The sequence below is a fragment of the Nonomuraea salmonea genome, from assembly GCF_042428605.1.
In the GTDB taxonomy this organism is placed as follows: Bacteria; Actinomycetota; Actinomycetes; order Streptosporangiales; family Streptosporangiaceae; genus Nonomuraea; species Nonomuraea salmonea.
On record NZ_JBHMCF010000011.1, the window covers coordinates 1,138,678 to 1,163,385 of the forward strand.

Below are 24,708 nucleotides of genomic sequence, written 5' to 3' on the forward strand. Positions count from 1 at the left end.
CGATCTACAGTACGCGGCTGAGGAACGCCTTGGTCCGCTCGCTGGCGGGGTTGTCCAGCACCTCGGCGGGGGTGCCGGACTCGACGACCACTCCCCCGTCCATGAACACCACCCGGTCGGCCACCTCGCGGGCGAAGCCGATCTCGTGGGTCACCACGATCATGGTGAGCCCGTCCTCGGCGAGGCCCTTCATGGTGGCCAGCACCTCGCCGACCAGCTCGGGGTCGAGGGCGCTGGTGGGCTCGTCGAACAGCATGAGCTTGGGCCGCATGGCCAGGGCCCTGGCGATCGCGACGCGCTGCTGCTGGCCGCCGGAGAGCTGGCGGGGGTAGCTGCCCGCCTTGTCCTCCAGGCCGACGCGGCGCAGCAGCGCGTGCGCGCGTTCCCTGGCCTGCTCGCGCGGCTCGCGGCGGACGCCGACGGGGGCCTCCATGACGTTCTGCAGCACGGTCATGTGCGGGAAGAGGTTGAACTGCTGGAAGACCATGCCGATCTCCCTGCGCTGCCGGGTGATGTCGCGCTTGCGCAGGTGGCGGACCTTGCCGGCGCGCGCCTCGAAGCCGATCAGCTCGCCGTCCACGTGGATGGCGCCGCCGTCGATGGTCTCCAGGTGGTTGACGCAGCGCAGGAACGTGGACTTGCCGGAGCCGGACGGCCCGAGGACGACGACGACCTCGCCGGCCTGGACGTCGAGGTCGATGCCCTTGAGCACCTCCAGGTGGCCGAAGTGCTTGCGTACGGCGCGGGCGTGCACCATGGGCATGCTCATGAGGACACCTCCGTGGGATCAGCCGCAGGACGGCGGCGGCGGAAGGTCGCGAAGGCCCAGAAGCTCTGCGGCGCGTTCCTGGTGGCGCCGCGGGCGTAGTGGCGCTCGATGAACGACTGGCCGACGTACAGGATCGAGGTGATGATCAGGTACCAGACGCACGCGACGATCAGCAGCGGGATGGTCTGGAAGGTGCGGTTGTAGATGGACTGCACGGTGTAGAGCAGGTCGGCCAGCGCGATGACGCTCACCAGCGAGGTCGCCTTGAGCATGCTGATGACCTGGCTGCCGGTGGGCGGGATGATGAAGCGCATGGCCTGGGGCAGCACGATGCGGCGGAAGGTGCGGCCGTCGCTCATGCCGAGCGCGGCGGCGGCCTCGCTCTGGCCGGGGTCGACGGACATGAGGCCGCCGCGGATGATCTCGGCCATGTACGCGCCCTCGTTCAGCCCGAGCCCGAGGATGGCGGCCAGGAGGGGCGTGATGAGCACGTTGGTGTCGGCGGTGACGAACTGGGGCCCGAACGGGATGCCGAAGGAGATCTCCGGCAGCAGGTACGACAGGTTGTACCAGAGCACGAGCTGCACCAGCACCGGCGTGCCGCGGAAGAACCAGACGTAGAGCCCGCAGGCGGCGCGGGCGACGGGGTTCTCCGACAGGCGGCCGACGGCCAGCAGCACGCCCAGCGCCACGCCGACCGTCATGGCGATGACGGTGAGCAGCAGCGTGGTGAAGATGCCCTGGCCGATGATCTGCGCGTTGACGTAGCTGCCGACGACGTCCCACTGGAAGTTGGGGTTGGTGACCAGCAGGCTGACGAGCTGGGCGGCGAGGACGAGCAGGACGACCGAGGCGACCCAGCGCAGCGGATGGCGGGTGCGCGCGGCGCCCGCGACGTCGATCTCGGGGGGCTGAGTCATGATTTCGCCAGGTTGATTCCGGCCTGGTCCAGCTTGTTGTCGCTGGTCTTCCACCTGGCCATGATCCGGTCGTAGGTGCCGTTGTCCATGAGCTGCTGGAAGGCGTCCTTGAGCACGTCGCGCAGCGGCGAGTCCTTGGCCACGACGGCGCCCTGGTAGAGGTCGTCGAAGCCGTTGGGCTGGCCCTTGCCGGCCAGCTCCAGCTTGCCGCCGGCCTGGTCGACGAAGTACGTGAGCGGCGCCTGCGAGGAGAAGAACGCGTCCGCGCGGCCCGAGCTGACGGCCAGCACGGAGGTCGGCTGGTCCTTGTACGACTGCACGGTGATCTTCGGCTTGCCCTCCTTGACGCAGGCCGCCGACTGTCCCTTGATCACCGCCTCGGCGGAGCCGCCGGCCATGACGGAGATCTTCAGCCCGCAGGTGTCGGCCACCGAGCCGATGCCGTCGGGGTTGCCCTTGGGCACGGCGAAGACGACGTACTCCTTGACCCAGTCGATGAAGTCGTTGGCCTTCTGCCGGTCGGGGAAGTCGCCGACGGGGCCGATGGCGAAGTCGTAGCGGCCGGAGGCGATGCCGGTCAGCGAGCTGGGCAGGCCGTCCACGGTGACGTGCTCGATCTTGACGCCGAGCACCTGGCCGAGCGCGTCGGCCATGTCGGCGGCGGCGCCGGTCAGCGACCTGCCGTCGGGGCCGGCGATCTCGTACGGCGGGAACGAGCCGTTGTTGACCGAGATCAGCTTGCCGGCCTGCTTCACCTTGTCGGGCAGCCGGTCGTGCAGGGCCTGGTCCTTGGTCTGGGCGGCGGCGGAGGACTGTCCCGTGGGCTCCAGCACGCCCTCGGCCTCCGGGGGGTTGGCGCCGCAGCCGACCAGCAGGAGTGCGGCGGTGGCGAGCAGCGCGGTCGCGTGCTTAGGCATGCGGCTCCAATCGCGGGTCCACGGCGAAGCGCCGGTTCTCGAGGACGGGCAGCGTCGTGCGGGCGGCTTCCAGCTCGGCGGCGGAGGCGTCGGACCACAGCAGGCCGGGCGCGTCGCCGAGGCGGGCCCTGGTGATGCCGAGCGGGTCGACGATCATGCTGGCGCCGATGTTGCGGCGGCCGCACTCGCCGGACGCGGCGACGTAGCAGGTGTTCTCCAGGGCGCGGGCGGTGACCATGACCTCCCAGTGCCATTCCTTGGCCGGGCCGCGCACCCAGGCGGCGGGCAGCGCGAGCACCTGGGCGCCCTGGTCGGCGAGCAGTCGCGCCATCTCGGGGAAGCGCACGTCGTAGCAGGTCATCAGGCCGACCTTCCAGCCGGCGACGTCGATGACGACGGGCGCGTTCGCGCCGGGGACGACGTTGTCGGACTCGCGGCGGCCGAAGGCGTCGTACAGGTGGAGCTTGACGTACGTGCCGACGATCTCGCCGTCCCTGGCGGCGACGAGCACGTTGGAGACGCGGCCGTCGGGGGCGGGCACGTGCACGCCGGCGATGACGGTGGTGGACGAGCCGCGGGTGTGCTCGGCCAGGCCGGTGACGAACGGGCCGTCCAGGGGCTGGGCGGCCTCGCGGATGCGTACGGGCTCGTCCACGAAGAGCGCGAGCGCGCCCTCGGGCAGCACGAGCAGGTCGGCTCCGCCGGCGACGGCGCCGTCGATCAGCTCCTTGCAGGTCTTGAGGTTGGCGGTCCAGTCCTCGGCCGAGGCGAACTGGCCCACGGCGATTCTCAGGTCGGTCATGCGGCGAAGACCTCCTCGGCTTCGATGCGGCGGTTCGCGATGCCCTGGGCGTGCAGTTCGGTGCAGAACGCGGCGACCATGGCGGCGTTGGGGGCGGCGCCGTACGGCATCCAGTCGGCGCCGAAGGTGGCGGCCGTGCCGGTGAGGTCGGCGAGCAGCCACGGCGTGGTGTCGGCGAGCAGGCGGCGGCGGGCCAGCCAGTGCCGCTTGGAGCGCTCGAACAGCTCCGTGACGGCCTGCGGCAGCCACGGGTTCCGCTCGACGCTCTCACGCTTGAGCGTCACCAGGTGGATGCCGGGCACGAAGCCGGTCTGCCGGTAGTAGGCCAGCTCGGCGGCGCGGTGGTCGGTCAGCAGGTGGCGGAAGCGGCTGTCCGGGGTGAAGAACTCCTCCGGCATGAACGGAGTCATGATGGCGTCGTAGCGGCCCTCGGCGAGCCCTTCGGCCAGGCCGTCGTCGGTGAGCGAGACGTTGTCGGGGAACGGCACGGGGCCGACGCGGTCCTTGCCGGTCTCGCCCGCGACGAGCGGGCCGACCGTCCAGGTGACGCCGGTCAGGTCCACGCCCTCGGCGCGCAGCAGGGCGCGGGTCCAGGTGTTGCCGGAGTCGGGCCAGCCGGTGAGCCCGATGCGGGCGCCCTTCAGCTGGCCGAGCGCGGTCAGGTCGCTGTCGCGGCGGACGAGCACGCAGCGGTGGCGGAACCCGCGCATCACGAACACGGGCAGGCCCACGAGCCGGTCGTCGCCCGCGGCGCGGCCGAGCACGTAGCGGCTGAAGGAGGTCTCGCCGCCGTCCAGTCCCGGCTCGCTGAGCACGTCCGGCGTGACGGCCCTGGAGTCGAGGTCCAGCTCGAACCCCTCGGCCCGGACGGCGCCGGTGACGATCGGCACGAGATGGTCCCAATCTCGCAGCGCAAGGCGAACGGTCGCCACAAATCCCCCAAAAAGTACGTACTTGCCGTTAATAGCCACAGACCATATGTTCAGCGGAGCAGACTGCACAAGAAGATCTTTGTTGCTGAACAAAGATTTACAGGGGGACAAAGTGGACGCCGCTTGGCTGGCGCAGCGCATCGGGGACCCGAGCGCACGGGGTATCGCCGCCGCCCTGACCGACCTCATCAGAGAGGGGACGGTGACGGCGCAGACGCGCCTGCCCACGGTCCGCGGCCTGGCCAGAGAGCTGGGCGTCAGCTCGGGAACGGTCGCGGAGGCCTGGTCCGAGCTGCGCAGGCACGGCATGATCAGGACCGACCGGCGGCGCGGCACGGTGGTGCTGGGCCCGCCCGACGTGCCGCGCCCCATCCGGTACGAGCGCCTCGGCCACTGGGGCGACCGCCTGGCCATCGACCTGACCATCGCCTCCCCCGACACGGCGCTGCTGCCGCCGCTGGAGGCCGCGCTGGCCGCCGCCGCCCGCGCCGACGGGCTCAACGACTACGCCCGCGCGACGATCACCCCGCGCCTGCGCGCCGCCGTGGAACCCACCTGGCCGTTCGAGGCGCAGAGCTGGCTCGCGGTCGGCGGCGGGTACGAGGCCGTCCAGCTGCTCTGCCAGACGGCGGCGCTGCCCGGCGACCGCATCGCCATCGAGGAGCCGACCGGGGCGCGGCTGCTGGACATCCTGGAGACGATCGGCGTCCAGATCGTCCCGGTCGCCTGCGACGAGGAGGGGCCGCTGCCCGCCGCGCTGGCCAAGGCGCTCAAGGCGCGGCCGGTGGCGTTCGTCTACCAGCCGCGGGGGCAGTCGCCGTGCGGGCACGCGGTCACGCCGGAGCGTTCGGCGGAGCTGGCGGCGCTGCTGGAGCCCGCCAAGACGCTCATCGTGGAGGACGACGGCATCGGCGAGCTGTCGGTGTCGCCGATGGTCAGCATGGGGACGCGCTTTCCCGGCCGTACGGTGCTGGTCCGGTCGTACTCCAAGTCGCACGGCCCCGACCTGCGCATCGCGGTCATCGGCGGCGCGGCCGACGCGGTCGAGCGAGTCCGGGTGCTGCGCAGCTTCGGCACCGGCTGGACCAGCAGGATCCTCCAGGACGCGCTGGCCCACCTGCTCGCCGACCCGGACGTGGAAGCGCGCGTGGCGCACGCCCGCGAGGTCTACGCGGGGCGGCGCGCGCGGCTGGCCGCGGAGCTGGCGGCGCGCGGCGTGCGCACCGGCGGCGGCGACGGGCTGGTGCTCTGGGTGCCGGTACGCGACGAGCCCGCCGCCCTGGTCACGCTGGCCGCGCACGGCATCTCGGTCGCCCCCGGCAGCCGGTACGTCATCGACCAGGCCGCCCGGCCCCACCTGCGCCTGGCGACGGCCCGGCTCACCGACGACCCGGCGGAGCTGGCCGAGCTGGCCGACGTCGTCGCGCTGGCCGCCGGGCGCGGGGTCAGCGCCGCGACCTGACGCCGGTGATGCGGCGCAGCACGTCCCACCAGAAGGGCGCGCCGAACAGCAGCGCCACGTACGTCAGCAGGAAGCCCGGCCAGTGGCTGGGCGCGCTGACCCGCTCCCACCAGGCGGCGCCGTTCCAGCGCACGTCGGGCTCGCCCTCGGCCGGGATCGAGATGCTGACCAGCGCCTGGCCCATCAGCTTGACCAGCGCGGGCTGGCTGAGCGTCTCGGTGACGCACGGCACCGGGTCGCCGCCCGTGCACAGCTGCTTCAGCTCGTCGTACGCGCCCTGCCCCGTCCCCGCCACGGCGGTCACGGAGGCGCGGTAGGCGTTGTCGCGCAGCAGCGTCTTGGCGTACTCCAGCCCGTCCATGCTGAACAGCAGCGTCACCGCGACGCCCAGCGCGGCCACGACCCACTTGACGTAGCGCCTGTAGAGCATCGACAGGCGCTGCATCTCGCCGTCGAACCAGGTCTCGACGCCGCGCCTGAACCGGTCGAGGTCGCCCTGCGCGGCCTCCCAGACGCCTTTGAGATGGCCGTAGAGCGGGCTGTTCATCTGCCTGAGCCGGGCCAGGAAGCCTTCGACGTCGCCGTTCTCGGCCGTCAGCTCCATGACGGCCACCGCGAACCTGGCGGGCGGGATCTCGGCGATGCTCGTCCTGCCCCGCTTGGCGTGGTCGATCTCCCTGACCCGCTCGTACAGCAGGTTGATCATGGAGGCGCCGGTGCCCGCCTCGGGGAGCTCGCCGGCGCTGGCGGGCGCGGGCCTGTCGTCGTGGACGGGCCGCGGGTCGCGGGCGAACGGCATCGCCCTGAACACGTCGAGCACCTTGGCGGGCAGCCACGAGCCCTTGGGGCCCGCGCCGTCCATGGTGTCCCTGAGGTAGGCCCACAGGAACTTGCTGCGGATGGACAGCACCCGCACGGCGGCCTCGTTGAGCCCGCTCACCAGCAGCGACAGCAGCAGGAACGCCACGACCAGGCCGAGGGCGAGGTCCACGTAAACGGATAACACGGCCGCCATGAAACACCCCTGGGCGTGACAGCGCAATGACGCAGCGCATCAAAAGTCACGTCATATGCTGATCAGCCGCCGTAGAAGACGCGATCCACCACCTTGCGGGCGCGGCGGGTGACCCGGCGGTAGTCGTCGAGGAAGTCCTCGGAGCCGTCGGGCGGGTAGCCGAGTGTGCGGGCGACCTGCCTGCGCTCGGCGGTGTCCTTCGGGATGCTGTCGCCGGGCCGGCCCTTGACCAGCATCATCGCGTCGCGGACGCGGGAGGCGAAGCGCCACGCCTCGGCCAGCACCTCCTCGTCCTCCGGCGCGAGCAGGTCCTCCGCCACGGCCGCGCGCAGCGCCTCCAGCGTGCGCGTGGTGCGCAGCACCGGCAGCCGGCCGGCGTGCTGGAGCTGGAGGAGCTGCGCCACCCACTCCACGTCGGACAGCCCGCCGGGGCCGAGCTTGGTGTGCAGGGCGGGGTCGGCGCCGCGCGGCAGCCGCTCGGCCTCCATGCGGGCCTTCAGCCGCCTGATCTCCCTGACCGCGTCGCCGCTCAGCCCGTCGGGCGGGTGGCGCAGCTCGTCGATCATGGCGGTGAACGCCGCGCCCAGCTCCGCGTCGCCCGCCGAGAACCTGGCCCGCAGCAGCGCCTGCGCCTCCCACGGCGACGACCAGCGCGCGTAGTAGGCGCGGTAGGAGGCGAGCGTGCGCACCAGCGGGCCCTGCCGGCCCTCGGGGCGCAGGTCGGGGTCGATGAGCAGGGGCGGGTCAGGCGCGGGCAGCGACAGCAGCCTGCGCACCTCGTTGGCCACGGCGAACGCGGCGTCAGTGGCCGTGCGCTCGTCGACGCCGGGCAGCGGCGAGTGCACGAACATCACGTCGGCGTCGCTGGCGTAGGAGCACTCCATGCCGCCGAGCCGGCCCATCGCGATGATCGCGAACGAGGTGACCTCGCGCGCCTTGCCGAGCGCCGCGTCGAGCGCCGCCTGCAGGGTCACGTCGTTGAGCCGGGACAGCGCGGTGCCGACGGTCTCGATGTCGATGAGGCCGGAGATGTCGGCCACGGCCGTGCGGAACAGCTCTTTGCGCCGCAGCGCGCGCACCGCGGTGACGGCGGTCTCGGGGTCGCCGGCGTGCCGGGAGACCGCGGCCGACGCCTCGCCGAGCAGCGAATCGGGCGGGCGCGGGGTCAGCTCGTCGTCGGAGCCCAGCATGGCCACCGCGTCGGGGGCGTGCATGAGCAGGCCGGTGGCGTAGCGGCTGGTGCCGAGCACCCGCGCCATCCTGGCCGCCACCGCGGTCTCGTCGCGCAGCAGCCGCAGGTACCACGGCGTGGTGCCCAGCTTGTCGCTGACCTGCCGGAACCCGAGCAGCGCCGCGTCGGGGTCGGGCGTGTCGGCAAACCAGCCGAGCATCACCGGCAGCAGCGTGCGCTGGATCGCGGCCCGCCGCGAGACCCCGGTGGACAGCGCCGCGATGTGGCGCAGCGCGCCGGTGGGATCGACGTAGCCGAGCGCCTCGAGCCGGGCCGCGGCGGCCGAGGCGGACAGCCGCGCCTCCGACTCCGGCAGCCGCGCCACGGCCTCGAGCAGCGGCCGGTAGAACAGCTTCTCGTGCAGCCGCCTGGCCTCCATCGCGTGCCGGCGCCAGCGGGTGGTGAACTCCCCCACCGGGTCGGCCTGCATGCCGAGCGCCCGCCCGAGGCGGCGCAGGTCGGCCTCGTCGGTGGGCACGACGTGGGTGCGGCGCAGCCGGTGCAGCTGCAGCAGGTGCTCGACCTGGCGCAGGAACGTGTACGCCTCGGCGAGCGAGCGCGAGTCCTCGCGGCCGACGTAGCCGCCGCGGGAGAGCGCGGCCAGCGCGGGCAGCGTGGCCCTGCGGCGCAGCAGCGGGTCGAGCCTGCCGTGGACGAGCTGGAGCAGCTGCACCGCGAACTCTATGTCGCGCAGCCCCCCTGGACCGAGCTTGAGCTGCCGGTCGCCCTCGGCGCGCACGTGGGCCTCGACCCTGCGGCGCATGGCCTGGACGTCCTCCACGAAGTGCTCGCGGGTGGCCGCCGACCAGACCATGTCGTTGACGGCCGCGACGTAGGCGGCGCCCAGCTCCAGGTCGCCCGCGACCGGCCGGGCCTTGAGCAGCGCCTGGAACTCCCACGTCTTGGCCCAGCGGTGGTAGTAGGCCAGGTGGCTCTCCAGCGTGCGGACCAGCGGTCCGGAGCGGCCCTCCGGCCGCAGCCCCGCGTCGACCTCCCACAGCGAGCCCTCGGACGTGGTGGTGGTGCAGCCGCGCATCATGGCCTGGGCCAGGCGGGTGGCCGTGCGCAGCGCCTTGGCCTCGTCGGCGCCCTCCCTGGGCTCGGCCACGAAGATCACATCGACGTCGCTGATGTAGTTGAGCTCCCTCGCGCCGCACTTGCCCATGCCGATGACCGCGAGGCGGACGTCTTCCGCGCCGACCTCCGTACGCGCGACGGCGAGCGCCGCCTCCAGCGCGGCGCCCGCGAGCTCGGACAGCTCGGAGGTGACGTCCTGCAGCCCGATCCGGCCGGTGAGGTCGCGGGCGGCGAGGTGGGCGAGCCGGCCGCGGTAGGCCACCCGCAGGGCCGTGAGCGCGTCGTGGCCGCCGCTCTCCGCGCGCGGCTCGCTCTCGCCCGGCTCCGCGCCGACGGCGCGCAGCAGCTCGGCCCTGGCGTCGCCGAGGCGGTCTTCCGCCAGCATCGCGACGTGGGAGGGGTGGCGGACGAAGTGGTCACCGAGCGCCGCGCTGACGCCCAGCACGGCGAGCAGGCGGTTTCTCAGCCCCTCGTCGTGGCGCAGGGTGCCGAGGACGGCGGGCTCGCGCTCGATCAGCCGGGTGAGCGAGACCAGCGCCTGGTCGGGGTCGGCGACGGCGACCAGGGCCTCCAGGATGTCGTCGAGGTCGGCCGGGGACTGACGGATCAGCTGGGCGGCCCTGGCGCCGTCGGCGAAACCGAGTTTGGCGAGCCGGGCCGCGGTGGATTCGATCCTGGGCACCCTTCCATCTTGACAGCTCCCGCATGATCCGCCGTAGCATGCGAACGCAACGTTGCGTTGCGTTTCGCTTTTCGGGAGGGTGTCATGAGCGGGGATTCCGGGCGCGTGCCGGCGGGGGTGGCCTGGGGGCTGCTGGGGGCTTGGGTCGTGCACGACGCCGAGGAGCTGGTCACGATGGCGCGGTGGACGCGGGAGGCGCGGCCCCTGCTGGAGTCGCGCTTCCCCGGGGTGCCGTGGGAGCGGCTGGAGGTGTCGCAGGCGCACGCCGCCACGGCCATCGGGCTCATGGGCGCGGTCGTGGCGGGCGCGGCGGCGATGGGGGCGCGCACGGGCGGGCACAGCCCGTCCTTCCAGGCCGCGCTCGCCGGGTTCGGGGTGCACGGGATGGTGCATCTGGCGCAGGCGGCGCTGTTCAGGGGCTACACGCCGGGCGTGGTGACCGCTCCCCTGGTGGTGCTCCCGTACGCGGTGTGGGCCTGGCGGCGGCTCAGGGCCGCCGGGGTGCCGACGACGTCGAAGCCGAGCGGCCTCCTGGCGCTCCCCCTGGTGCTGGCCGGCGTGCACGCCCTGGCCCACGCCCTGACGAGCCGCCGCCGCCCCAGCCCTCAAGGCCGCTCCCCCTGGAGTGATCGGCCTCTCGTGCGGCTCCTGTGCGGCGACCGGCCGGCCCTCACCCCCGAGCACGGCCGCTCAGCAGTCCTGACCCATCTTCCGGTGTGGCTGCTCAGGAGCTCCTGACCACGTCGCCGAAGGCTTCCGCCACCGGGCGCCACGTTCTCACCAGGGCGGGTTCCGCGGCCTTCACCTCCGCGTTGAGGTCCTCGGCGCTGTAGCCGTGGGCGCTCAGGCCGCCGGCGGGGTCGCCGCCTTCCGGCTGGGCCGTCCAGGCGGCGAAGATCTCGGGGGTGGCCTCCGGGTGGAACTGGACCGCCCAGGCCGCCTCTCCCAGGCGGTAGCCCTGGTGCGGGTAGCGGGCGCCGGTGAGCAGGGGCACGGCGCCGTCGGGCAGGCGGGTCATCGCGTCCTGGTGGTACTGGACGGCCACCGCCCGCTCGCCCACTCCCCCGAACAGGCGGTCGGAGGCGGCGGCGGGCAGCGTGGTCACCTCGCAGGCGCCGACCTCCAGGCCGGCGGCCCCACGCTCGACGGTGCCGCCGCAGGCCATGGTGAGCAGCTGCGCGCCCAGGCAGATCGCGAGCGTGGGCGTGCCCTCGTCCACGGCGCGCCGCAGCAGGTCGCGGGTGGCGGGCTGCCAGGGGCTGCGCTCGTCCTCCCAGGCCGCCGCCGCGCCGCCGAGCACGATGAGCCCGTCCGCCGCGCGTACGGGCACCTCGTCCCCGAGGTACGGCCGCACGACGTCGCAGGGGACGCCGAGCCAGCCGGCGAGGTACCCGAGACCGGCTTCGGCCTCGTGTTCGATGACCGTGATCCGCATGTCGTCAATTATCCGGCTTGTCGTGAGATGTCCGGTCCCTATGCTCCCCTCATGACAGTCGAATTCGATGAGGTGGACGGGCAGCGGATCGCCACGTTCGGCACCGGCCCGCGCAAGATCGTCGCGGTGCACGGCATCACGGCCTCGCTGATGGCGTGGGCCACGGTCGGCCGGCGGCTGCCCGACGGCTGGTCGCTGGTGGCCATGGACCTGCGCGGGCGGGGGCACAGCGCGTCCCTGCCGGGCCCGTACGGGCTGCCCAGGCACGCCGAGGACGTGCTGCGGGTGGCCGAGCACGTCGGCGCGGGCCCCGACGCGGTGCTGACCGGCCATTCCATGGGCGCGTACGTGGCCGCGCTGGCCGCCGGGCAGCGGGCGTTCGCCAAGGTCGTGCTGGTGGACGGCGGTCTCCCGCTGCCTCCTCTGCCCGACGACGTGGACCCGGACGCGGCCACCCAGGCCACGCTCGGTCCGGCGCTGGAGCGGTTGCGGCAGACGTTCGCCTCGCCGGAGGCGTACGTGGACTTCTTCAAGGCCCACCCCGCCTTCGCCGGCAACTGGACCTCCGACGTGGAGGCGTACGTGCGGTACGACCTGACCGGGCCCGACGGCGCGCTGACGTCACGGGCGGTCGGGGAGGCGGTGCTGGCGGACGGCCGGTGGATGCGCGTGGAGCGCGACCGCATCGGGGCCGCGCTGGAGCGGATCACCGCGCCGCTGGTGCTGCTGAGGGCGCCGCGCGGGCTGCTCGACCAGCCGGTCGGCCTGCTGCCCGACGACCTCGCGGCGCCCTGGATCGAGCGGCTGCCCGGCCTGCGCGACGAGCTGGTGCCCGGCTGCAACCACTACACGATCCTGTTCGACGAGCGCTGCGCGGACATCGTGGCGGCCCGCCTCACGTCCTGACGCCCGAGCGGCTCACGCTCCGGGCGAGTTCCCGACGCCCGGACCTGCGAAGGGGCCCCCGAAAGATCCCGGAGGCCCCTTTCACCTGCGCTTCAGCGTGGAGCGATCCAGGTGGCGCGGGCCGCCGCCACCAGCGTGCCGTCCATCTCGTAGATGGCGCTCTGGCCGTAGAGCTTGCGGCCGTCGCGGCCGGTCGGGCGGGCCACCACGGAGTAGCGGCCGCCCGGCAGGATCGAGCCGTTGATCTGCACGGCCAGCCGGCCGAGCAGCGCGCTCTCACCAGGACTGAAGTGCGCCCAGCCGGTGATGCAGTCGAGCACCGCGCCCACGATGGAGGCGGGCACGCCGTCCTCGCCGCTCACCGTGTGCGGCACCCGCCAGCCGGCCGCCACCAGGTCAGTGTCCTCCACCGGGCCGGGGAAGATCCGCAGCCCGTCGCCGGGCTCGCGCAGGCCGCAGGCGAAGCACTCGGCGAACGGGTGCTTGCGCAGCCCCGCGAACCCGGCCTCGGCGCGGGCCGCGTCGTTGAACGGCACGAAACCGGGACCCTCGAGGTCTTCGGCCACGGGGATGGCCTCGACCAGCAGCTTGTCGCCGTGGGAGAGGGAGACGGAGTTGGCCACGTGGTCGAGGCGCAGCTCGGTCTCCAGCGGCGTGGGGGCATGGAGGGTGACCTCGACGGCTGATCGGCTGCCTGATCGGCCACCGTTCAGCGCCTCCTCCATGGTGCCCGCGATCCAGCCGCCGTTGGCGACGCCCACGGGACCGCGGAAGCGCTTGGGAACGGTCAACACGGTCTGCAAGGCAGCCGTCGTCATGCCACACCCTCCTATATCGCCCCACTCGGCGAAAGTCCGGAAATATCATAAAGAGCAGGCCGATTTTATCGGACGCCCGTTTTACCTAGGGACGGGGGTCCTGGCGGTTGCTCAGTGCTTCTCCATAACGCCTCGAACGGGCCCGAAACTTCCCCGCGCCCGGGGATACACGACGGTAGAGGTCGCGCATCGCGGGGACGTGTCCCGGGCGTCAGAAGCAACGAAAATCGGCCTCACTCCGAACCGCTCCGGGAGTGAGGCCGATCAAGGCGTCGGGAGTACCTTAACGGGGTTTCCCGGTTGCCGCGTACCAATCTGCCGAATCCGGCGGGGAGCCCGTCAAAGCAGGCCGAGCTGGATCCGATCTCCGCAGGTCAGCGCCCTGGCGGACCTTTCGGCGGCGTGATGGGGTGCGCGAGTTCGGCCGTAGTCGCAGAGTCTGGAGTGCAACGGGCCTATGCTGGCGCGGCGTACATGATCGGCCGGACGAGACGGGGCGGGGGTGGGGAGCGTGCCCGGGGCGATGCTGCGGTACCCGCCGGGATCCCTGGTCATCCTGACAGGGCTGCCAGGGGCGGGCAAGACCACGCTGCTGCGCCGCCTGTACGGCCTGCGCGGCACCGAGAGCCGCCCCCTGACCGCGGGGACGGTCGTGGTGATCGACTCCGCGCAGTCGCGGCGGCACTGGGACGGCAGGCTCACCTGGGCGCCCTACCCCGTGCGGCGGGCCGTGGTGTTCGTCACCCACGTGAGCCGCATCAGGCGGGCGCTGGCGCGGGGCGCGCCGGTGGTGGCGCACAACCGGGGCTGCGGCCCGTACGTGCTGCGCGCTTTCGCCTGGCTGGCCCGCCGGCACGGCGCGCACTTCCACCTGCTGCTGCTGGACGCGCCCGCGGAGGAGGCGCTGGCCGGGCAGCGTGCGCGGGGACGGGTGGTGGCGCCGCGGACGTTCGCCCGCCACCGGCGGGGCGTGGAGCGCCTGCTGGCCCGCGTCAAGGGCGGCGACCCGGCCCCCGCGACCGGCGCCCGCGTCGTGGACCGGGCACAGGCCGGCCTGCTGGAGGCCATCGTGTTCGACGCGCTCCCGGACGAGCCCGCCCGCCCGGCACGGCGGCGCCCGCCACACGCCGAGCGGATCGGCGGTTGACGTGCTCCCCGGCCTGAAGGCCGGGGATTCAGCCCGTGCCGCGTGTGCGGCACCTCTGTGGCTTCCTGTTTCACCGGGTCCTGCCCTCCGCTAGGCGGCGGGTCTTACGGTCCCTCCGCAGGCGTTCAGCCTCGCCGCCCGTCCGGCGGCGAGGATGTTCTCGGCGGCGTTGACGTCCCGGTCGTGAACCGCCCCGCACGGGCAGGCCCACGATCGGACGTTCAGCGGCATCGACCCGGCGACCGTCCCGCATGCCGAGCAGAGTTTCGAGCTGGGGAACCAGCGGTCGATCTTCACCAGGGTGCGGCCGTACCGGGCGGCCTTGTACTCCAGCATGGTGTCATGATCAGGATTACGCTCCGGCTTCCCGATGACGTGCACGCCCAGGTGGTCGCCCGCGCCGAGACCGAGCGGCGATCCCTGAATTCTCAGATCGTGCACCTGCTTGAGACCGCGCTCGCCGCCGACCAGGCACACGGTGAATCGCCTTGACGGCGATTCACCTCTCCCCGCCCCGCTACGCGGGACGCCCGCTTCACCCCCGGCCTGAAAGCCGGAGCACTGCGGGCATCATCGGTAGCGGGGCCGGATCGCCTCAGAGGATCGGCAGGTAGCGGCCGAGCTCGAACTCGGTGACGTGGCGGCGGTATTCGCGCCACTCGCTGCGCTTGTTGCGCAGGAAGAAGTCGAAGACGTGCTCGCCCAGCGTCTCGGCCACCAGCTCGCTGCGCTCCATGACCTCGATGGCGTCGTTGAGCGACCCGGGCAGCGGCTGGATGCCCAGGGCGCGGCGCTCGGCGCTGGTGAGGGTCCAGACGTTGTCCTCGGCGGCGGCGGGCAGCTCGTAGCCCTCTTCGATGCCCTTCAGGCCCGCCGCGAGGATGAGCGCGAAGGCGAGGTAGGGGTTGCAGGCGGAGTCGAGCGAGCGGAACTCGATGCGGGTCGAGCCGCCCTTGTGCGGCTTGTACATCGGCACCCGGACCAGCGCCGAGCGGTTGTTGTGGCCCCAGCACACGTAGGAGGGGGCCTCGCCGCCCTGCCCCGCGATGGCCTCGGCGCCGCCCCACAGCCGCTTGTAGGAGTTGACCCACTGGTTGGTGATGGCGGTGATCTCGGCGGCGTGCCTGAGCAGGCCCGCGATGAACGAGCGGCCGACCTTGGACAGCCGGTAGTCGGAGCCGGCCTCGTAGAAGGCGTTCCTGTCGCCCTCGAACAGCGACATGTGGGTGTGCATGCCGGAGCCGGGGTGCTCGGTGAACGGCTTGGGCATGAACGAGGCCCAGATGCCCTGCTCCAGCGCGACCTCCTTCATGACCAGGCGGAAGGTCATGATGTTGTCGGCCGTGGTGAGCGCGTCGGCGTAGCGCAGGTCGATCTCCTGCTGGCCGGGGGCGCCCTCGTGGTGGCTGAACTCGACGGAGATGCCCATCGACTCCAGCATCATGATCGCCTGGCGGCGGAAGTCATGGCCCGAGCTGTGGGGTGTGTGGTCGAAGTAGCTGCCCGAGTCGATGGGCTCGGGCCGCTCGCCCGCCTCCGGCCTGTTCTTGAGCAGGAAGAACTCGATCTCGGGGTGGGTGTAGAAGGTGAAGCCCATGTCGGCGCACTTGGCGAGCGTGCGCTTGAGAACCCAGCGCGGGTCGGCGTGGGACGGCGAGCCGTCGGGCATGAGGATGTCGCAGAAGATGCGCGCCGCGCCCGGTGTCTCGCTGCGCCAGGGCAGGATCTGGAACGTCGCGGGGTCGGGCTTGGCCAGCATGTCGGACTCGTAGACGCGGGCGAAGCCCTCGATCGCCGAGCCGTCGAAACCGATGCCCTCGGCGAACGCGCCCTCGAGCTCGGCCGGCGCGATGGCCACGGACTTGAGGAAGCCGAGCACGTCAGTGAACCACAGCCGGATGAACCGGATGTCGCGTTCCTCGAGCGTGCGGAGCACGAACTCCTGCTGGCGGTCCACAGCATCCCCTCGTTCGACGAAAGTACAGGTCACCTACCAGCATGCCGTGTCCGTGTTTCGCACACGTTACGGGGGTCGCCGGTGCGAGCCTCGCTGACAAAGGGCCCGCCCCGACCTACTGTGATCAACGCAGTCAGTCTCGGGGGAGGCAAGGGTGGCCATCGACCTGCTCAATCACAAGCTCGATCGGGCGTTCGACCACATCGACGCGAACGGCAACGGCGTCGTCGAGCGTGAGGACCTGCTGGGGCTGGGCGCCCGCATCCTGGTGGGCTTCGGCGAGTCCCCCACCTCGGTCACCGGGGCGCGTCTCGTCGAGAGCTTCGACCGCATCTGGTTCACCCTGTCCGACGCGCTCGAACGCGACGGCGACTCCGGCGTCGCGCGCCCCGACTTCCTCAAGGGGATGACCGCGGCGTTCGTCACCGGCGAGCACTACGACCCGGTGTTCCGTCCCGCCACGGTCGCGGTGGCGGAGCTGTGCGACGGCGACCGCGACGGCGAGGTCGCGATGGGCGAGTTCCGGACGCTGCTGTCGGCGTTCGGTGTCGCCTACGACGACGTGGACCAGGCGTTCGACCGGCTCGACCGGGAGGCGAGGGGCCTGCTCACGGTGGAGGAGCTGGTCCTCGCGGCCGCCGACTACTACCGCAGCGACGATCCCAACGCGACCGGAAACTGGCTTTTCGGCCCTCTGTGAAGAGCACTGTCAAGGGTGCTGTGAGGAGTTACGGCAAGAGACGCAGAGCGCGGAGAACGCAGAGAACACGGTGAAGAGCCCATGAAGAGCACAGTCAACAGTCCCTCGGACAGTGGGGAGCCCGCGCCCGCCGACGCGCCGTCGGGCCCACCCGCCGTCCCGTCCGGCGGCCCTTCCGTCAGCCCGTCCGGCACCCCGTCCGGCACCGTGCTGTCCACGGTGCGGACCGCGCTGCGCACGGCGCTGTCGTCGCTGCTGCCGCTGCCGCGCAGGGGCGGCTCGCCCGCGACGGCGCTGCTGCCGCTGACCGAGCGGGTGCCCGCCATGGCGGCGCCGTGCCGGATGCACCCGGCCGTGTACGCGATCGAGGCCGCCGTCATCGACTGGGCCAGGCGTACGGGCCTGCCCGCCGACCCCGGCGTCGGCTACCACCGGATGGCGGGCCGCGCGTTCGCCGAGTTCGACGCCGCCGCGGCGGCGCTGTTCGCGCAGTGGCTGACCTGGCTGTTCCACCTGGACGACGAGCTGGACGAGCGGTCGGGGCCCCTGGAGGTCTTCCACGGCATGCTGGCGGGCACCGCCCGTCATCCGCTGGAGGCGGCCTTCGCCGACCTGTGGCGGGTGACCAGCGTGCGGATGAGCGACCGGTGGCGGGCCAGGTTCGCGGTGGGGCTGCAGCGCCAGTACGACGCCTGCCGCACCGAGGCCGACAACCGCGCGGCGGGGCGGATGCCGACGATCGAGGAGTATCCGGAGCTGCGCAGGGGCACGGTGGGGCCCTACCTGTACGACCTGGTCGAGCCGTGCCTGCGGGTCGAGGTGCCGGCCTGGGTGCACGAGTCGGAGCCGTGGCGGCAGCTCGTGGACGCCTGCAGCGACGTGACGGCCTGGTGCAACGACGTCGCCTCGCGGCCCAAGGAGCGCGGCGACGTGCACAACTTCGTGGTGCTGGCGATGCGGCAGCTCGGGCTGGGCGAGCGGGCGGCGACGGCGTGGGTGCTCGACCGGATCGCGGCGCGCTGCCAGGACATGCGCCAGGCGGCCAGGCGGCTCCCCTTGGACGATTTGGCGCCCGCCGCGGCGCGGGACGTCAGCAAGGTGGCGTGCGCGTACCTGGCGGCGCCGCGCGCCCACCTGGACTGGCTCCTGGAGTCGAAGCGCTACGCCTGAGCTGCCGGCCCGCCGGCCCCGCGCGTGGTCAGCGGGTGCCGGCGAGCATGTCGCCGGCCGGCGTACGGCGGTAGACGACCTGCTTGCCGAGCCGCATCCCCACGGCGAGCCCGCCCCCGCTGAGCACGCTCAGGTGCTGGCTGACCGCGCCGGGCGTGAGCTCCATGCGGGCGGCCAGCGCGGAGGTGGTGGCGGGCTCGGCGAGCGCGAGCAGGATGCGCGCGCGGCTCCTGCCGATCAGCGCGGCGAGCGCGTCGGGCGCGGGCGGCGGCCCCTGCACCCACAGGGTGCCGACGCCCTGCACGGGATAGACCAGCATCGGCTGGTACGGGGCCGACATCACGGCCACGGACGGCCAGTAGAAGGCGCTCGGCACGAGCACGAGCCCGTCGCCGTGCGGCCCGTCGAGCACGCATGAGGGCCGCTCGATGAGCAGGTGCTCCCCCGTCCAGCGCACCTCGGGGCCGAGGCCGGCGAACAGCGCGTGGGCACCGCCCTGGGCGAGCTCGCGCGAGCGGCGCAGCACGTCGCGTTCGAGCAGCCCGTACACGCGGGGCCAGAACTCGGCGAAGCACCGCTCCCAGTACGCCTCCAGCGTGTCGGCCACCCGTGCGACGCCCGCCTCGGGGTCGGCGATGAACCGGTCGATCACCTCGGGCGCGCCGGCTCGCAGCCGCGCCGCCTCGTGCCTGACCCGCTCGGGGTCGCTGCGCCTGACCCGGTGGAGCTCGGAGGCGAAGTCGGGCAGCGGCGTGTCGGGCGGCGGGGTGATGAAGTCGGCCAGGTAGCCGGCCGGCGGCACCAGCGCGAACAGCTCGGCCAGGTCGAGCCCGTCCAGACGGGGCCGGACGGCCTTGATCCAGGGCAGGTGGATCGACTGCTGTGAGGGCGCGCGCAGGGTGCGGAGGCTCGCCACCAGCTCCCACATCGGGGAGAACGCGAAGCGCAGGCGCGCGACGTCCTCAGGGCTGAGCCGCCAGGCGATGGACATGCTTTTAGTGTGGCCTAAATCGTTCGCGCCGCGGCATCCGACCCCTCACGCTGTCCAGCGTGTCGAGCACAACTGCCGAGAAGCCCTCCTTCGTCCGGTCCATGGTCGGCGGGCTGCCCCGCCCGTTCTGGGCGCTGTGGGGCGGCACCGTGGTGAACCGCCTGGGCACCATGGTCATGCCGTTCACCGGCGTCTTCCTGACCCAGAGCCGCGGCATGTCGCTCGCCGCCGCGGGCCTGGTGATGGGCGTGTTCGGTGCGGGGTCGCTGCTGTCGCAGTTCATCTCGGGGGTGCTCACCGACCGCATCGGGCGGCGGGTCACGCTCACGGGCGGCATGGTGGCGACGGCGGTGTTCATGCTGGCGCTGGGCTACAGCACGTCGCTGCCCGCGATCCTGGCCTCGATGTTCTGCCTCGGCCTGGTCATGGACATCTACCGGCCGGCCTCGAACGCCATGGTCGCCGACCTGGTCTCGCCGGAGGAGCGGCCGCGGGCGTACGGGCTGCTGTTCTGGGGGGTCAACCTCGGCTACTCCATCGGCGTGACGGCCGGCGGGTGGCTGGCGCAGCTCGGCTTCCTGTGGCTGTTCTGGATCGACGCGGTGTCCTGCCTGATCTTCGCCGTGCTGGTGTGGCGGGCCGTGCCGGAGACCAGGCCGCAGGGGCACGAGTCGACCGGCGGGTTCGGGGTGGTGCTGCGCGACCGGGTCATGCTCGGGTTCACGCTGGTCGTGCTGGGCAACGCGGTGGTCTACTCCCAGACGCTCTCCATGCTGCCGGTGGCCATGACGAAGGTGGTCAAGCTCCCGCTCGGCACGTACGGCCTGGCCATGGCGCTGAACGGGGTGCTCATCGTCATCGTCCAGCCGCTCGTGTCGGGGTGGCTGGGACGGCGGGACCCGGCCAGGACGTTCGCGCTGGGGCTGGTGGTGATGGCGGCCGGGTTCGCGATGACCGCGTTCGTCACCACCGCGTGGGGGCTGGTGGCGACGATCGTGGTGTGGACGGCCGGCGAGATCATCACGGCCGGCATCCCCGGCTCCATCGTGGCCCGGCTCGCCCCGTCCCACCTGCGCGGGCGGTACTCCGGGCTGTTCGGGTTCGCCTGGTCGCTGGCGGCCGTGCTGGCGCCGACGCTCGGCGGGGTGCTGCTCGAACTGGGCTCCAAGGCACTGTGGTTCACGATCGGCGGGGTGGGCGCGACGGCGGCGGCCGGCATGCTGCTCCTCGGCCCCGCCGTCCGCCGCCGGTGACCGCTTCCCGGCTCTCCGGCGTACCAAGTGAGATGTGAAGTTTCGCCATATACCGGCGGCGCGCTCTCCCTCTACAGTTACGCCTGACATGCTGATCTTCACCGCTCTCGGACCGTTCCAGGCCTGGGCCGACGGCGCCCCCATCGACCTCGGCGGGCAGCGGCAGCGGGCGGTGCTCGCCCGGCTGCTGGTCGCCGCAGGCCGCGCCGTCCCCGTGTCCACCCTCATCGACGAGCTGTGGCCGGGCGCGCCGCCGCCGCAGGCCCTGTCCACCATCCAGGGGTACGTCTCGCGCCTGCGCCGGGCGCTCGAACCCGGCCGCGCCCCCCGCGAGGAGGCGTCGGTGCTGGTGTCCGCGCCGCCCGGGTACGCGCTGCGCGCCGCCGTCGAGCAGGTGGACGCCTGGCGGTTCGAGTCGCTGGTGAAGGCGGACGGCCCGCCCGCGCAGGTCTGGGCCGACATGGACTGCGCGCTGGGGCTGTGGCGTGGACCGGCGCTGGCCGAGTTCGCCGAGCTGAGCTGGGCGGCCACGGAGGCGAGCCGGCTGGAGGAGCTGCGGCTGATCGCGGTCGAGCGGCGGGCCGAGGCCGGGCTGGCCTTGGGCCGGGCGCGCTCGCTGGTCGCGGACCTGGAGGCGCACGCGTCGGCGTACCCGCTGCGCGAGGAGGCGTGGCGGCTGCTCGCACTCGCGCTCTACCGGCTGGGCCGTCAGGGCGACGCGCTGGCGGCGCTGCGCCGGGCGCGCGCCGTCTGGCGGGATGAGCTGGGCCTCGACTTGTCGGCCACGCTCACCGGTCTGGAGGCCGACATGCTGGCCCAGCGCCTGGATGACCCGCCGCCGGTGATTCACGAGCCGGTGCGCGAGGCGGGGCGGGAGCTGCGGGTGCTGGTGGCCGACGACCAGGCGCTCGTGCGGACGGGCGTGCGCGCGATGCTGGAGGGCGAGCCCGGGCTGACCCCCGCGGGCGAGGCGGCCGACGGCGAGGAGGCCATCGCCGCCGTCCTGGAGACGCGGCCCGACGTGGTGCTGCTCGACATCCGGATGCCGCACCTCGACGGCCTGGCCGCGGCCCGCAGGATCCTCGCCGCGCCGACGCCGCCGAAGGTCGTGATGATGACCACGTTCGGCAGCGACGAGAACCTTTATGCGGCGCTGCGTGCGGGAGTGAGCGGGTTCGTGCTGAAGACGTCGGCGCCGGAGCAGTTCGTGGCCGCGATCAGGGCGGCGGCGGCCGGTGACGCGCTCATCGACCCGGCGGTGACGATGCGGCTGATCTCGGCGTTCGCCGGACGCAGCGACCCCGGCTCGCCTCCCGCGCTGGCCGGGCTGCCCGACGACCGGCTGGACGTGCTGAAGCTCGTGGCCCGCGGGCTGAGCAACCAGCAGATCGGGCGGACGCTCTCCTTGCGCGAGGAGGAGGTGGGTCTCGTCGTCACGTCGCTGCTGGAGCACCTGGGGCTGACGGACCGGGCGCAGCTCGTGATGGCCGCGTACGAGTCGGGCCTGGTCACTCCGGGAGTGAGATGACCCACTTTTCGTCTCTTTGACGATAAAGATCATGGCGTACTAGGCTGGTCGCGTGGCACAACTGCGCATTGCCCTGGCACAGACCAATCCGACCGTGGGCGACCTGAGCGCCAACGCCGACCGGCTCATCGCGTGGACCCGCGAGGCTGCCGGGCGCGGGGCCCATCTCGTCGTCTTCACCGAGATGTTCCTCACCGGCTACCCGGTGGAGGACCTGGTGCTGCGCACGTCCTTCGTGGACGCCAGCATCAGGACGCTTGAGGAGGTGGCGCGCAGGCTGGCCGGCGAGGGCCTCGGCGACCTCCCGGTCGTGGTCGGCTACGTCGACCGCGCCGGCCTGGCGCCCCGGGTCGGGCAGCCCAAGGGCGCCCCGCTCGACGCCGCCGCCCTGCTGCACAAGGGCGAGGTGGTCACCAGGACCGCCAAGCACCACCTGCCCAACTACGGCGTGTTCGACGAATACCGCTACTTCGTGCGCGGCGACCGGCTGCCCATCTTCCGGCTGCACGGCGTCGACGTGGCCATCGCGGTGTGCGAGGACCTCTGGCAGGAGGGCGGCCCCGTGTCCGTCGTCGGTCAGGCCGGCGCCGGGCTGCTGATCTCGCCGAACGCCTCGCCGTACGAGAAGGAGAAGGACGACGTACGGCTGGAGCTGTGCGCGCGGCGCGCCCGCGAGGCCGGCTGCGCGCTCGTCTACGTCAACCAGGTCGGCGGGCAGGACGAGCTGGTCTTCGACGGCGACTCCATCGTGGTCGACGAGGCCGGCGAGCTGGTGGCGCGGGCCGGGCAGTTCAAGGAGGAGCTGCTGATCGCCGACCTCGACGGGCTGCCGGTGTCGCAGGCCGAGCCGGGCACGTACCCGTACGACGCGGGCGACGGCTCCACCATCACCGTCGAGCGCCTGGTGCTGTCGGACGAGCCCCTCGCCCCCTACCCGCCCGAGCCCGCCACCGTGGCGCCGCGCCTCGACCCGCACGCCGAGGTCTACGCCGCGCTGGTGCTCGCGGTGCGCGACTACGTCGCCAAGAACGGCTTCCAGTCCGTCATCCTCGGCCTGTCCGGCGGCATCGACTCCGCGCTGACCGCCACCATCGCCTCCGACGCCATCGGTCCCTCGCGGGTCAACGTCGTCCTCATGCCGTCCCGCTACTCCTCCGACCACTCCCTGGCCGACGCCGAAGAGCTGGTGCGCAGGCAGGGGATCAACGCACGCGTGGTGCCGATCGCCGAGATCGTCAACGCGTACGAGAAGGAGATCGACCTGTCCGGCCTGGCCGCCGAGAACCTCCAGGCGCGGGTACGCGGCATGCTGCTCATGGGGCTGTCCAACGAGCACGGCCACCTGGTGCTGACCACCGGCAACAAGAGCGAGCTGGCCACCGGCTACTCCACCCTCTACGGCGACTCGGCCGGCGGCTTCGCGCCCATCAAGGACGTGCCGAAGACGATGGTGTGGGAGCTGTCCAGGTGGCGCAACGCCCACACGCTCCCCGGGTTCCTGCTCGACGCCGAGCGGCCCATCCCCGAGAACTCCATCACCAAGGAGCCCAGCGCCGAGCTGCGCCCCGACCAGCGCGACACCGACTCGCTGCCGCCGTACGAGGTGCTCGACCGGCTGCTCGACGACTACGTGGAGAAGGACATGGGCTCGCAGGAGCTCATCGCGGCCGGGCACGATCCCGCGCTGGTGACGCGGGTGATCCGGCTGGTGGACCTGGCGGAGTACAAGCGGCGCCAGTACCCGCCCGGCCCCAAGATCACGCCGAAGAACTTCGGCCGCGACCGCCGCCTCCCCATCACCAACCGCTGGCGCGAGACCACCTGATCCGGCCCTCACGGCCCCGCTGCCGGCGGGGCCGTGCTCTCGCTTCGACCGGGAATTGTCGGTGGCGCCTGGCAAGGTCTTCCCGTGGCTCAACCTCTGAAGGAAATGATCAACCATGGGTCGGTGTCTGTGCTGGCCGACGGGCTGTCCGCGGCATGGGCGGCGTTCCCGCGCGAGCGGTTCGTAGAGCGGGCGGTCCACGGGCTCGACGGCCTGGAGCTGAAGGCCCGGGTCACCCACGTCGCCGCCGCGCTCGACGAGGCGCTGCCGCTGCCCTACCCGCGGGCGGCGGAGATCGTCCGCGAGGCGGCAGGGCGGGTGAGGCTCGACATGTGGAGCGGCTGGCCCGCCACCGAGCACACCGCCCAGCGGGGCCTCGGCCATCTCGACGACGGGATGCGCACGCTGGCCGTGCTGACGCCGTACGCGACGGGCGAGTTCGCCGTACGCCCCTTCCTCGAGCGTCACCGCGACGACGCCCTCACGATCATGCACGGGTGGGCCGAGTCCCCCGACGAGCACCTGCGCCGCCTGGCCTCCGAGGGCTCCCGCCCGAGACTGCCGTGGGCCACGCGGGTGTCCTGGCTGATGACGCCGGGGCCGACGCTCCCGCTCCTCGACCGGCTGCGCGACGACCCGAGCGAATACGTCCGCCGCTCGGTCGCCAACCACGTCAACGACCTCGCCAAAGACCATCCCGAGGTCGCGCTCGGCCTGCTGGCCCGCTGGCGCTCCGACGGCGGCTCGCACGTGGAGCGGGTGCTGCGTCACGCCGTACGCGGCCTGCTCCGCGCCGGCCACCCCGAGGCCCTGGCCCTGGTGGGCGCCACCCCGGGCAGCGGCTCGGTGGACACCTTGGTGCTGGAGTCCGACACGGTGGCGGTGGGCGGCAAGCTGGCCTTCGCGATCACGGTGACGGCGGGCGCGTCGGGTCCTGTGCTGCTGAAATACGCGATCAGGCGAGCGGGCTCGCGCCGCGTCTTCCATTTGGGTCAGCGCGACGCCGAAGAACCAGGAGCGCGGTTCACCGTACGCAAGAGCCACTCGTTCCGTCCGGTCACCACCCGCGACGAGCCACCGGGCGCCCGAGAGCTCGACGTCATCGTCAACGGCCGCGTAGCCGCCACCATCCCCTTCACCCTGACGCCCGCGCCCGTGACGGCCTAGGCTC

Annotated in this window: 22 protein-coding genes and 1 pseudogene; 11 read left to right on the forward strand and 12 right to left on the reverse strand. The window is 72.6% G+C overall.

Features of this window, described 5'->3' with window-relative positions; genetic code table 11:
* Positions 1-4: 4 nt before the first annotated feature.
* Genes ACFFR3_RS15670 through ACFFR3_RS15690 form a run of 5 tightly spaced genes read right to left on the reverse strand, consistent with a single transcriptional unit; the run spans position 5 to position 4,298 of the window.
* Positions 5-769: an amino acid ABC transporter ATP-binding protein gene (locus ACFFR3_RS15670; protein WP_364374456.1), complete on the reverse strand. Its 765-nt coding sequence runs from the start codon at positions 767-769 to the stop codon at positions 5-7.
* Complete coding sequence (locus ACFFR3_RS15675; RefSeq protein ID WP_345400831.1) at positions 766-1,689, reverse strand: amino acid ABC transporter permease; 924 nt, start codon at positions 1,687-1,689, stop codon at positions 766-768. Before ACFFR3_RS15675 ends, ACFFR3_RS15670 begins: the two co-directional genes overlap by 4 nt.
* Positions 1,686-2,606 (reverse strand): ABC transporter substrate-binding protein, encoded by a 921-nt coding sequence (locus ACFFR3_RS15680; protein WP_364374462.1) that lies wholly within the window; start codon positions 2,604-2,606, stop codon positions 1,686-1,688. The genes ACFFR3_RS15675 and ACFFR3_RS15680 overlap by 4 nt, the downstream gene beginning before the upstream one ends.
* The gene (locus ACFFR3_RS15685) at positions 2,599-3,408 is read right to left on the reverse strand and encodes a deaminated glutathione amidase (RefSeq protein WP_364374465.1); all 810 of its coding nucleotides are present in this window, start codon (positions 3,406-3,408) and stop codon (positions 2,599-2,601) included. The genes ACFFR3_RS15680 and ACFFR3_RS15685 overlap by 8 nt, the downstream gene beginning before the upstream one ends.
* Positions 3,405-4,298 carry a substrate-binding domain-containing protein gene (locus tag ACFFR3_RS15690; RefSeq protein WP_364374468.1) on the reverse strand — a complete coding sequence of 298 codons (894 nt, stop codon included), beginning with the start codon at positions 4,296-4,298 and terminating at the stop codon, positions 3,405-3,407. Before ACFFR3_RS15690 ends, ACFFR3_RS15685 begins: the two co-directional genes overlap by 4 nt.
* A gap of 154 nt (positions 4,299-4,452) precedes the next feature.
* On the opposite strand from ACFFR3_RS15690, the gene ACFFR3_RS15695 reads away from it, so the two are divergent.
* On the forward strand, positions 4,453-5,802 hold the full coding sequence (locus tag ACFFR3_RS15695; protein ID WP_379483325.1) for an aminotransferase class I/II-fold pyridoxal phosphate-dependent enzyme: 1,350 nt from the start codon (positions 4,453-4,455) through the stop codon (positions 5,800-5,802).
* On the opposite strand, the gene ACFFR3_RS15700 is transcribed toward ACFFR3_RS15695, so the two are convergent.
* Positions 5,786-6,817: a hypothetical protein gene (locus tag ACFFR3_RS15700; RefSeq protein ID WP_345400819.1), complete on the reverse strand. Its 1,032-nt coding sequence runs from the start codon at positions 6,815-6,817 to the stop codon at positions 5,786-5,788. The genes ACFFR3_RS15695 and ACFFR3_RS15700 overlap by 17 nt on opposite strands.
* A gap of 62 nt (positions 6,818-6,879) precedes the next feature.
* The gene (locus ACFFR3_RS15705) at positions 6,880-9,807 is read right to left on the reverse strand and encodes a bifunctional [glutamine synthetase] adenylyltransferase/[glutamine synthetase]-adenylyl-L-tyrosine phosphorylase (protein ID WP_379483326.1); all 2,928 of its coding nucleotides are present in this window, start codon (positions 9,805-9,807) and stop codon (positions 6,880-6,882) included.
* 84 nt (positions 9,808-9,891) lie between these two features.
* On the opposite strand from ACFFR3_RS15705, the gene ACFFR3_RS15710 reads away from it, so the two are divergent.
* The gene (locus ACFFR3_RS15710) at positions 9,892-10,545 is read left to right on the forward strand and encodes an HXXEE domain-containing protein (protein ID WP_379483327.1); all 654 of its coding nucleotides are present in this window, start codon (positions 9,892-9,894) and stop codon (positions 10,543-10,545) included.
* Here the strand turns inward: ACFFR3_RS15710 and ACFFR3_RS15715 are convergent.
* A complete protein-coding gene (locus ACFFR3_RS15715; protein WP_379483328.1) occupies positions 10,532-11,242 on the reverse strand; it encodes a type 1 glutamine amidotransferase in 711 nt (236 codons plus the stop codon). The two genes, ACFFR3_RS15710 and ACFFR3_RS15715, sit on opposite strands and share 14 nt — an antisense overlap.
* Positions 11,243-11,293: 51 nt before the next feature.
* Between ACFFR3_RS15715 and ACFFR3_RS15720 the strand changes: the two genes are divergently transcribed.
* Complete coding sequence (locus ACFFR3_RS15720; RefSeq protein ID WP_345400813.1) at positions 11,294-12,148, forward strand: alpha/beta fold hydrolase; 855 nt, start codon at positions 11,294-11,296, stop codon at positions 12,146-12,148.
* A 92-nt stretch (positions 12,149-12,240) separates the two neighbouring features.
* On the opposite strand, the gene ACFFR3_RS15725 is transcribed toward ACFFR3_RS15720, so the two are convergent.
* A complete protein-coding gene (locus tag ACFFR3_RS15725; protein WP_364374489.1) occupies positions 12,241-12,966 on the reverse strand; it encodes a hotdog fold domain-containing protein in 726 nt (241 codons plus the stop codon).
* A gap of 511 nt (positions 12,967-13,477) precedes the next feature.
* Here ACFFR3_RS15725 and ACFFR3_RS15730 point away from each other — a divergent pair.
* Positions 13,478-14,113 carry an AAA family ATPase gene (locus ACFFR3_RS15730; RefSeq protein WP_379483329.1) on the forward strand — a complete coding sequence of 212 codons (636 nt, stop codon included), beginning with the start codon at positions 13,478-13,480 and terminating at the stop codon, positions 14,111-14,113.
* 90 nt (positions 14,114-14,203) lie between these two features.
* Here ACFFR3_RS15730 and ACFFR3_RS15735 read toward each other — a convergent pair.
* Positions 14,204-14,449 (reverse strand): annotated as a pseudogene (locus ACFFR3_RS15735) (zinc ribbon domain-containing protein); the annotation flags it as partial.
* A gap of 6 nt (positions 14,450-14,455) precedes the next feature.
* On the opposite strand from ACFFR3_RS15735, the gene ACFFR3_RS15740 reads away from it, so the two are divergent.
* On the forward strand, positions 14,456-14,605 hold the full coding sequence (locus ACFFR3_RS15740; RefSeq protein WP_379483330.1) for an Arc family DNA-binding protein: 150 nt from the start codon (positions 14,456-14,458) through the stop codon (positions 14,603-14,605).
* A 103-nt stretch (positions 14,606-14,708) separates the two neighbouring features.
* Here ACFFR3_RS15740 and glnA read toward each other — a convergent pair whose 3' ends face one another.
* Positions 14,709-16,070 carry a type I glutamate--ammonia ligase gene (glnA, locus tag ACFFR3_RS15745; protein ID WP_345400807.1) on the reverse strand — a complete coding sequence of 454 codons (1,362 nt, stop codon included), beginning with the start codon at positions 16,068-16,070 and terminating at the stop codon, positions 14,709-14,711.
* 154 nt (positions 16,071-16,224) lie between these two features.
* On the opposite strand from glnA, the gene ACFFR3_RS15750 reads away from it, so the two are divergent.
* On the forward strand, positions 16,225-16,770 hold the full coding sequence (locus tag ACFFR3_RS15750) for an EF-hand domain-containing protein (protein ID WP_345400804.1): 546 nt from the start codon (positions 16,225-16,227) through the stop codon (positions 16,768-16,770).
* 81 nt (positions 16,771-16,851) lie between these two features.
* The gene (locus tag ACFFR3_RS15755; protein ID WP_345400801.1) at positions 16,852-17,940 is read left to right on the forward strand and encodes a terpene synthase family protein; all 1,089 of its coding nucleotides are present in this window, start codon (positions 16,852-16,854) and stop codon (positions 17,938-17,940) included.
* A 28-nt stretch (positions 17,941-17,968) separates the two neighbouring features.
* Here ACFFR3_RS15755 and ACFFR3_RS15760 read toward each other — a convergent pair whose 3' ends face one another.
* The gene (locus tag ACFFR3_RS15760) at positions 17,969-18,931 is read right to left on the reverse strand and encodes an ArsR/SmtB family transcription factor (RefSeq protein WP_379483331.1); all 963 of its coding nucleotides are present in this window, start codon (positions 18,929-18,931) and stop codon (positions 17,969-17,971) included.
* A gap of 59 nt (positions 18,932-18,990) precedes the next feature.
* On the opposite strand from ACFFR3_RS15760, the gene ACFFR3_RS15765 reads away from it, so the two are divergent.
* The 4 genes from ACFFR3_RS15765 (at position 18,991) to ACFFR3_RS15780 (ending at position 24,704) form a co-directional block, all read left to right on the forward strand.
* Entirely contained in the window at positions 18,991-20,184 is a 1,194-nt protein-coding gene (locus tag ACFFR3_RS15765) for an MDR family MFS transporter (protein WP_364374502.1), read from the forward strand.
* A gap of 88 nt (positions 20,185-20,272) precedes the next feature.
* Positions 20,273-21,712, forward strand: coding sequence for a BTAD domain-containing putative transcriptional regulator (locus ACFFR3_RS15770; protein WP_345400789.1), 1,440 nt, complete (start codon positions 20,273-20,275; stop codon positions 21,710-21,712).
* 52 nt (positions 21,713-21,764) lie between these two features.
* Positions 21,765-23,537 (forward strand): NAD+ synthase, encoded by a 1,773-nt coding sequence (locus ACFFR3_RS15775; RefSeq protein WP_364374508.1) that lies wholly within the window; start codon positions 21,765-21,767, stop codon positions 23,535-23,537.
* Positions 23,538-23,660: 123 nt separating this feature from the next.
* On the forward strand, positions 23,661-24,704 hold the full coding sequence (locus tag ACFFR3_RS15780) for a YhaZ family DNA alkylation repair protein (protein ID WP_345400786.1): 1,044 nt from the start codon (positions 23,661-23,663) through the stop codon (positions 24,702-24,704).
* The last annotated feature ends 4 nt before the right edge of the window (positions 24,705-24,708 follow it).

What these genes read in the sequence shown, in the direction of transcription:
- ACFFR3_RS15670 (WP_364374456.1), bottom strand. Translation starts at nt 769, where the DNA reads ATGAGCATGCCCATGGTGCACGCCCGCGCCGTACGCAAGCACTTCGGC.
- ACFFR3_RS15675 (WP_345400831.1), bottom strand. Translation starts at nt 1,689, where the DNA reads ATGACTCAGCCCCCCGAGATCGACGTCGCGGGCGCCGCGCGCACCCGC.
- ACFFR3_RS15680 (WP_364374462.1), bottom strand. Translation starts at nt 2,606, where the DNA reads ATGCCTAAGCACGCGACCGCGCTGCTCGCCACCGCCGCACTCCTGCTG.
- ACFFR3_RS15685 (WP_364374465.1), bottom strand. Translation starts at nt 3,408, where the DNA reads ATGACCGACCTGAGAATCGCCGTGGGCCAGTTCGCCTCGGCCGAGGAC.
- ACFFR3_RS15700 (WP_345400819.1), bottom strand. Translation starts at nt 6,817, where the DNA reads ATGGCGGCCGTGTTATCCGTTTACGTGGACCTCGCCCTCGGCCTGGTC.
- ACFFR3_RS15710 (WP_379483327.1), top strand. Translation starts at nt 9,892, where the DNA reads ATGAGCGGGGATTCCGGGCGCGTGCCGGCGGGGGTGGCCTGGGGGCTG.
- ACFFR3_RS15715 (WP_379483328.1), bottom strand. Translation starts at nt 11,242, where the DNA reads ATGCGGATCACGGTCATCGAACACGAGGCCGAAGCCGGTCTCGGGTAC.
- ACFFR3_RS15720 (WP_345400813.1), top strand. Translation starts at nt 11,294, where the DNA reads ATGACAGTCGAATTCGATGAGGTGGACGGGCAGCGGATCGCCACGTTC.
- ACFFR3_RS15725 (WP_364374489.1), bottom strand. Translation starts at nt 12,966, where the DNA reads ATGACGACGGCTGCCTTGCAGACCGTGTTGACCGTTCCCAAGCGCTTC.
- ACFFR3_RS15740 (WP_379483330.1), top strand. Translation starts at nt 14,456, where the DNA reads ATGATCAGGATTACGCTCCGGCTTCCCGATGACGTGCACGCCCAGGTG.
- ACFFR3_RS15755 (WP_345400801.1), top strand. Translation starts at nt 16,852, where the DNA reads ATGAAGAGCACAGTCAACAGTCCCTCGGACAGTGGGGAGCCCGCGCCC.
- ACFFR3_RS15760 (WP_379483331.1), bottom strand. Translation starts at nt 18,931, where the DNA reads ATGTCCATCGCCTGGCGGCTCAGCCCTGAGGACGTCGCGCGCCTGCGC.
- ACFFR3_RS15770 (WP_345400789.1), top strand. Translation starts at nt 20,273, where the DNA reads ATGCTGATCTTCACCGCTCTCGGACCGTTCCAGGCCTGGGCCGACGGC.